General features: G+C 68.8%; 5 protein-coding genes and 1 tRNA gene. 5 read left to right on the forward strand and 1 reads right to left on the reverse strand.

Annotated elements, in window-relative coordinates; translation table 11 throughout:
- Positions 1 to 1,331 precede the first annotated feature (1,331 nt).
- From ACH4PU_RS36045 to ACH4PU_RS36065, 5 genes are all read left to right on the forward strand, one after another.
- Positions 1,332 to 1,616, forward strand: coding sequence for a helix-turn-helix domain-containing protein (locus tag ACH4PU_RS36045; RefSeq protein ID WP_398282267.1), 285 nt, complete (start codon positions 1,332 to 1,334; stop codon positions 1,614 to 1,616).
- Positions 1,613 to 3,334 (forward strand): multiprotein-bridging factor 1 family protein, encoded by a 1,722-nt coding sequence (locus tag ACH4PU_RS36050; RefSeq protein ID WP_398282270.1) that lies wholly within the window; start codon positions 1,613 to 1,615, stop codon positions 3,332 to 3,334. The genes ACH4PU_RS36045 and ACH4PU_RS36050 overlap by 4 nt, the downstream gene beginning before the upstream one ends.
- The gene (locus ACH4PU_RS36055; RefSeq protein ID WP_398282273.1) at positions 3,334 to 3,906 is read left to right on the forward strand and encodes a transcriptional regulator; all 573 of its coding nucleotides are present in this window, start codon (positions 3,334 to 3,336) and stop codon (positions 3,904 to 3,906) included. Before ACH4PU_RS36050 ends, ACH4PU_RS36055 begins: the two co-directional genes overlap by 1 nt.
- 209 nt (positions 3,907 to 4,115) lie before the next feature.
- Positions 4,116 to 4,622 carry an HD domain-containing protein gene (locus ACH4PU_RS36060; RefSeq protein ID WP_398282276.1) on the forward strand — a complete coding sequence of 169 codons (507 nt, stop codon included), beginning with the start codon at positions 4,116 to 4,118 and terminating at the stop codon, positions 4,620 to 4,622.
- A 91-nt stretch (positions 4,623 to 4,713) separates the two neighbouring features.
- A tRNA-Met gene (locus tag ACH4PU_RS36065) sits at positions 4,714 to 4,787 on the forward strand.
- A 59-nt stretch (positions 4,788 to 4,846) separates the two neighbouring features.
- Here ACH4PU_RS36065 and ACH4PU_RS36070 read toward each other — a convergent pair.
- Entirely contained in the window at positions 4,847 to 7,348 is a 2,502-nt protein-coding gene (locus tag ACH4PU_RS36070) for a Helicase associated domain protein (RefSeq protein ID WP_398282279.1), read from the reverse strand.
- Positions 7,349 to 7,905 lie beyond the last annotated feature (557 nt).

Genomic DNA, 7,905 nt, shown 5'->3' on the forward strand with positions numbered 1-7,905 from the left:
TGGAATCACCACGCCAACGACGAGGGGCCCTGCCACGTCACCCATCCCTCTGATCAGCCCTTTCATCCTCAAGGGCCGGGATGAAAGGTGCTCACAGACGGGGGTAAGGAGCGTCGGCTGTGACCGGGCGCAGGCGCAGGCGTGGGCGTGGGTGGATGGGGGGCCGGCTCACACGCCCTCGCGGCAGCCGTCTGAAGTCCGGCCTGGTGCTTCGGCCGCTGTGCCACAGGGTGTCGCCCAAAGCCGTCGGCAGGAGCACTGCCATGCTTGCGGCGCCACGGCCCGCGGGAAGCGGACAGGCGCAGCCCCTGCAGCTGCCGCGATGGCCGTTGCTGACTTTCGCGCGGTTGCCGTGCCCCAAGCGGCGTCCGTACACCCACCAGCCCACGGGCTGCGGATGCCATGGGATCCGTCTGTCGGGCGGCTTGTCTCCTCTTATCGGCCGGTCATCGCCGCCAGACAGGGGCCAGGGCACCCCGGAGTGATCCATCACGCGGGGTACGCGAAGAGCTCGCACCGCTCCTGCAGTGATCGCCGGCCTGGGACCCGCGCCCCGGTCCCCGCGCTCCGGCCGCTTTCCGGAGCGGTCGACGGTCCGGTCGGCCGCGTCGGGCACTGCGGCGCTGGGCCGGCGACCCCCGTGCCGGCCTTGCTGTGCTGTCGGGTGGTCCATCTCGCGCGCGGCTGGGGATTTCCCGGTCTCAAGACGGTTTCTGCGTCCTGCGCTTCCTCTTCTGTCGAGCCGTTGGGTGCCTACGAGGGCGGCCCTTGTCAACGCCTGTCCGCGGCGTGGGGTCCCGGCGGGGTGATCCCATCCACGCCGGGCCCGTACCCGGGTCGGTATCGGCAGTTTTGAAGGATCCGCCGCGCCCTGACGTCTGTCTTTCCAAGGTGAATCGGCGATGTTTCCTTTTTTTCTGCCGGGGTGGGGGGGTGCCGGCATCGCCTGGATCCTGTGTTTGCGGGCCGTGCGGACGGTGGAGGGGCAACGCGAAGGGGGGGCGGGGGTCGTTCGCCGGTTCCCTGTCGTTGCCGTCTGCGCGCGCGGTGGAAGGGCTCAAGGCAAGGGGGCTTCGGTGTGCCCAGGGGTCCTGGTGCCGCCTCGGAGCCCGTCGCTCATTCCGCGCGACCACGCCACCGCGGTGGCGGCCACCGCGCCGGCGGTCGCCTCCCCTCTCTCTTCAAGACTTCTGGACCTGCCCGCACGATGCCCCACAGCACAGCACGCCCCTCACCGCGCTCCGCAGCGTTGAAAGCGTCTGAGCATTCCAGAGCCTTGTTACACGGGCTTTGATGCGTAATATGCATCACTGTCGAGTATGGTGTGGGCCGTGGGATTGAGTCTGGAGGAGTCGTTGCGGTTGGCGGTGGCGGCGTTGATGCAGGCGACAGGTGATTCGCAGCGGGCGGTTGCTGCGGTGCTCGGGCTGACGCAGACGCAGGTTTCGCGCCGGCAGTCCGGGGCCACGTCGTGGACTCTGCGTGATGTCGATGTCCTGGCCGGGTACTACGAGATCGCCGCGCTGGATCTGTTGGCGGGCCCGACTCGGGCATGTGAGACGCTTCCCGCCGCCCGTCGTCGTGCCGCCCACGCTGAGAAGAGGGCGGTCCGGTGAGTGATTTCGAGGCGATCGACTCGTTGCTCGCCGTCGTCGGTCCCCAGGCCGAGCTCCCCGCTGCCCGGGTCCGTCAGGAGCTGCGGGAGCAGGCCCGGTTGTCCAAGGCGCAGGTGGCCCGGGCACTCGGGGTGAGCCCGTCCACGGTCGCCGCTTGGGAGAAGGACAGGGATCCGGTCGGCGATACCCGCACCAAGTATGCCTACCTCCTGGACGGGCTGGCCGCCAAATTCGCCACCGGCACTGGCACCGCCACCGGCACTGGCACCGCCACCGGCACTGGCACCGCCACCGGCACCGGCACCGGCGCTGCCACCGGCACCGCCACGGGTGCTGCCCTGGTTGCTCTGTCTGCCGCCGAGCCGGCTGCGGCCCAGCCCCCTGCCGTCACTGATGCTCCTCCGCTGTCCCCGGTGCCCGAAGAAGGCGGTGACGCTGATGAGGTGGAGGTCCTCGCCGAGCCTGAGCCGTGTGTGCTGTGCGGGCAACCGGCCGGGACGCGGGTGGCGGGGTTCGCCCAGCACCTTTCCCCGGCCGACTGTCGGACAACCGCTGCCACGCCCGCCACGCCTGCCACGCCTGCCACGCCCGCCCAGCCGACCGTGCCGCCCGCTCAGCCCGTCACAGCGCCCGTCCAGCCCCAGGCCGCTCCGGCCGGGAAACCGGCGGCGCGCACATCACGCACACCGCCGCGTTCCGCCGAGCGTTCCCAGGGCCCGTCCCGTCGCGCCTTCCAGGAGCCGTCCGGGCCGGCCGATCTGATCCGCCGGGCGGTCAAGGGCGCGCTCGCCGAGCACCACGGTGACGTCGAGGCAGCCACGGCCGCACTGCTGAAGAAGGCGATCCCGGACGCGATGCGCCTGCTGGACGAGACCCGCAAAGGTGCTCGCTATGACATCGTCGCCCACCCCTGGATCCCCGACATCCTCAAGAAGCAGTCCTCCCGCGGCGCCGACCAGATCTGGGAAGCCCGCCCGAAATGGACCCGCCACGAGCTGCCGCCCGGCCGTCATGAGGTGACCGCGCTCGACATCAACGGCGCCTACCTCTCCGCCCTCAAAACCCACCTCCCCCTCGGCCAGCTCGAGCACTCCACCGGCCGTCCCCACGACCGCCGCCGCGCCGGTGTCCACCTGATCACCCCGCCCCCCTGGGAACACGAGGCGGTCCTGCCGAACCCGATCGGCCAACGCGACGAACCCGGCCCGCTGTGGGTGACCGAACCGACCCTGCGCCTGCTGCTGCGCCTGTCCGGCCCGAAGTACGCGCTGTGCGCGCCCCCGGAGATCCACCGGTCCTACACCTCCGGTGCCACGGAGAACCTCTTGGAGAAGTTCCGTATCGCTTTGAAGGACGCCCGTGACACCGCGATCGCCGAGGGCGACGAGGTGACGCTGGAGTATGTGAAGGCGATGTACTCCAAGTTCGTCTCGACGATGGGGGAGTCGAACTACAACCGTGAGCTCTACCGCCCGGACTGGATGCACATCATCCGCTCCCAGGCGTTCTCCAACCTGTGGCTGAAGGCGCTCAAGGCCCATGACGAGGGCCTGACGGTCGTCCGGGCGATGGGCACCGACGAACTCCACGTCATCGGCGACTGGCGCAGTGTCTTCCCCGAGGGGCGTGGCGTTACCGAAGTCAAGGTCAAGGACACCTACACCGCCGGAACCGACACCACCGAGGATGTCGGAACGGAAGGGGAGGAAGAGGGGTAATGCCGGAGAAGAACCTCGACTTCGGGAAGTTCGGGGCCCGGGGCATCAGGGGCAGCGATGCGGTCGCGCGCAAGCTCGACGAGCTCGCAGGCGGCATCGCGACTCCCGTGACCGCCAGGCGCGGCTGGATAGCGCGTCTGCACTACCTGACGAGGTCGGGCAAGAGCCGCCAGGCCGTCAAGGAGACCGGGCTGGCCGTCACCGACCGGACGCTGAAGGCGTGGCTGGAGGGCAAGAGAGCGCCGTCGAAGGCGAACTTGGCCAGGATCGACGCCGCGTACCGGGCGGTGCGCCGGCAGAACGTCGCCCGGCATCTCCTCAAGCGCCTGAACCGTGAGGGACGTGGGACCCGGGTGGAGATCCACCCCCTCAATCAGTCCCAGGTGCCCCGCCAGCTCCAGCGGGTCGTGGAGTACCGGACGATGAACGTGCGCCGCTGGGACAGGATCGTCGGCGCCTGGGCGGCCGGTGACCACCAGGGCCTTGACGCCGCCTGGGACGACACGATCGTCGACCTGGGCTCACAATGGGGTCAGTACGAGTACGTCACCAACGTCGGCTTCGCCGCGTAGAAGACCGGCCACGGCAGAAGGTGGTCTCCGCGCGCCGGCTGTGAGCGCCTGCGTCGAAACGTGAGTCTGGCGGCGCCTGCACCTGCGAAAGAACGGTGCCGCCTCACAGCGCGAGACCGGTCGCACTCCCACGCTTCGGGTCGGCCGAACCCAGATGTCGGCGGCGAGTCCTCATGTCACCGTTACGAAGGACCGACGAAGGAGTGAACGTGATCTCTGTCCATGAGATCGAGATTCTTGCCGACGGTGCACATGCCGGGCAGACCGACAAGATCGGAGTGCCGTACATCGAACACGTCCGGGCGGTGGCCGCCGGGCTCAGCCCGTTCGGCGACGAACTCGTCATGGCGGGCCTGTTGCACGACCTCCTGGAAGACACCGACTGGACCGCCGAGCGTCTGCGGGAGACGGGCGTGCCGACCCGGGTCGTCGAGATTGTCGAAGCGGTGACCAACCAGTCGGGGATGACATACAAGGAGAAGATCCGCCGTATCACCGTCGACCCTCAAGCAACACTCGTGAAGATCGCGGACAATGCACACAACTCGCACCCGGACCGGGCCGCGCAACTTCCCGCCGACAAGCGGGAGCGCCTTGCAGCGAAGTACCGATCCGCGCGCGCCGAACTGTGGCCGAGCGCGAACCGGAACGATGTTGAGGCCATCGTCCGCATCGTCAACCCGTCGCTGCTCGCCGAGTTGGACGCTCCCTACTGATCGCACCGCTTGTAGGGCAAGGGCGATGCCGGGCGCCTTCGAATCCCAGGTTCTCGCCCGACTCCTGATGGCGTACTGTAGGAATTACCGACGCGGGGTGGAGCAGCTCGGTAGCTCGCTGGGCTCATAACCCAGAGGTCGCAGGTTCAAATCCTGTCCCCGCTACTGCTGAAAAGGGCCCGGATCCGTACGGATCCGGGCCCTGCCGCATTCCGGTCCGCCTCCTACCGGATGCCCTTGCCCGCCGCGCCACTAATCCAGCGGATGCCGAGGGTGTTGAGGTCTGTGCGGCGTTGTGGGGTGAGTTTGTCGGCCCTGCGGCGGGTGTTGTCGATGAAGGTGCCGAGCTTGACCAGCTGGTCACCCACGGTCTCCACGTGTTTTCTGGGGACGTTGAGGTGTCCTTCGCGTGCGTGGTACTGCCGTGCTGCCTGGAGGTTGAGGGCCCACTTGTCTCCCTGTGTGCGTTTCACGGGCCGTTCGTGCTCCTCGGCCGGGGTGAGGCCGAGGACGCTTTCGAGCAGCCACTGCTGGACCGGTAGCAAGTCGTCCCAGCCCAGGCGGCAGGCCGTTGCCCAGCGTCCGAGGTCTTCGCCCTGCACGATCACCTCGCCTGCCACCATCGGCAGGGCCCCGCCGGCCTCGACCTGTGCCTGGGCAAGACGGAAGCAGCGCTGCCAGCCGGCATCCCAGGCCGGGCACCATCCCGGGTCGATCTCCTCCAGGGCTTCGCGCCGCGCTTCGGTGAGCGCCTTGGACCTGGATTCGACGGGGAGGCCGGCCGCGCGCTGCTCGGCGATGGCATCCGCGAGCCGGGCTGCGGTGCGCTGGTTCTTGGCCCAGGTCCCGACGGGGTAGCCGTTCCAGGTGGCGGTGGCGGGCGGCAGGAAGTGCCCGTGGACGGCGGCCCACGCGCGGGCGGCGGCGAGCCCTTCCTCGAATGCGATGTCCTGGTGGGACCAGACCATCCCGAGCCTGTCGAGCTCGGCTACCCGGGCCGGAGCCACGCGTCCGGCCTTGTTGAAACGCCGCTGGTCCGCCAGCCACGTCCCCAGAGGAAACCCGGCCGGTACCCAGTCGTCCGGAGTGATGAAGTCGTACGGCACCCGCAACCCCTCCGCGCCGGTCTCCTTCACATACCGCACGCACACTTCGATGCCGCGGCGCCAGAAGGCGTTCTCGGGCTCGATCACCCGCAGCTTCACGAACCGGGCCAGCAGGGCCGGGTCCCGGGGTGTGCTGAACTTCAGCAGCTCCCGCGCGGGCGCACTCGGCCCCCGCTCTCCTTCCGGCCGTTCCCGGCCGCCTTCGGCTCCGGCTTCCTCCTCGGGCCCATAACTGCCGCTGCGCACGCGGGGGTCGGCGAGGGCTTCGATGGTGTCGGTGTCGTGGGCGCGGAGTGCTTCGAGGATCTTCGCGAGGGTTCCGTAGGCCGGGGAGGTCAGCATTTCGTCCGGTCTTTCACCCGGTGCGAGAAATACCGGAACGATTAGTGACGCGATCTTCCCCTCCCCGGGCTTCATTCGAAGGGCGCGGCCAACCATTTGCACGATGTCGATCATCGACCCGCGCGCATCACAAAAGGCGACGGAATCACAATTTGCCGTGTCGACCCCTTCACCGAGCACTTTCACGGAGCTCAGCACGCGCAGCGCTGCCGGCCGCAGCTCGTCCTGGTCCTCGATGACGTCGGAGGCGAACTCCTCCAGCACGGCCCTCCGGTGGCCGGGGGCGTGCTCGCCGCACAGCCAGTCGGCCCACACCCGCTCCGGCGCCGGGAACCGGCGCGGATCGTCCTGCCAGAGCCGCTCGGCGGCGCCGGCGACGCCTTCGGCCATGGCCTCGGCCTCGCTGACCTTGCTGTGGAAGGCCAGAACCTTCCGCAGCCCCTCCTGCGCCGCCGCGGTCAGAACCCCGGCCTGCAGCGCCGCCAACCGTGCCCCCCGCACTGCGTCTGCTCCCGGGCCAACAACCTGGTGCGCCTGGTGGAGTTCGGGGTCGGTGATGTCGACGCAGACGACTTGGTAGGGGGCGACCAGGCCGCGGCTGATGGCGTCGGACAGGGTGAGCTTGAACGCCACGGGGCCGAACAAGGGGGAGTCGGGGGCCATGCTCGCGATCAGGCGCGGCTCCTCGTCACGACTGCTCCCGGCTGCTTCCCAGACGCGGGGTGTGGCGGTCATGTAGAGGCGGCGGATCGCCGGGATTTTGGTCTGGTCGTGTACAGCTGCCCAGGGCTTTCCCGCGTCTCCGCTGGTGCGGTGGGCCTCGTCCACGACCATCAGGTCCCACACGCCCAGGCCCTGGGCGTGTGCGCGCTGGAGGAGGCCGAGACCGACGGAGGCGTAGGTGGCGAACGCCGTCACCCGCTCCAGCCCCCGCAGCCACGCCGCGAGCTCGGCCGGGTCCGTCGTACAGGGCATGCCGCCGCAGTCGCCGGCCCGTAGCGAGCAGACCCCGATCATCGCCCCCGTACGGCCGTCCTTGCGCCATGCGGCCGCGGTCTGTGTCAGGAGATCCAGAGTCGGCACGAGGACCAGTACCCGTCGCGCGGCCAGTTTTTGTGCGGCCTCGGCGGCGACCAGTGTCTTGCCCGAGCCGGTCGCGGCGATGACCTGGGTCCGCAGCCCTTCGGCCGGCATGTTCCCGTCGGCGGGCTTCTGAAGCACGCGCAGGACGGCATCGACCGCCTCCACCTGATGCGGAAACAGCTCTTTCCCCGGCATTAAATGTCCCTACCTCGATCGTAACTGACGCTTTATCAGGTCCGCTGGAAGCCGGTTATTACAGAATCGCAAGGCCGGACGGTTTGCCATTCTGTCGTCTTTCTGAACGACATTATCGCTACGCTCGGCATACCGCCCCGATCCCTCACGGCCCGGATCAGGGGTGCCTTGCCGCTCCATAACATAGCGGCCCTGACAGAATGACGCACACCACCGGTTTGAAGATCCGATCCATTCGGCTCTGACGGCCCGCAGCCTCGCTGCCAACCCTGTCCGGCACCTCCCACCTACAGCCGGCCCCAACGGCACGAAATGCCGACCCGCTGACTCCTCACCACCCGAGACACCGCCAACCCCCAGCCAGCCTCGGAACACGCGGAGCGTGTTCCGCCAGGCCGGATCGCGGAGCGATCCGAGCCCGAGGCCAACGGAGTTGGCCTCCCGGGCCACGGAGTGGACCGGATTTCCGTGACGGAGTCACGGAAACACCGAACGGAGTTCGGTGGTTCTTCCGTCGCGTAGCGACGGCGCGTCGTGTCTGCGGAGCAGACCGCGCG

The organism is Streptomyces sp. NPDC021100, assembly GCF_044333095.1.
In the GTDB taxonomy this organism is placed as follows: Bacteria; Actinomycetota; Actinomycetes; order Streptomycetales; family Streptomycetaceae; genus Streptomyces.

Excerpts from the sequence above, each read along its gene's own strand:
- ACH4PU_RS36055 (WP_398282273.1), top strand. The coding sequence starts at position 3,334 with ATGCCGGAGAAGAACCTCGACTTCGGGAAGTTCGGGGCCCGGGGCATC.
- ACH4PU_RS36070 (WP_398282279.1), bottom strand. The coding sequence starts at position 7,348 with ATGCCGGGGAAAGAGCTGTTTCCGCATCAGGTGGAGGCGGTCGATGCC.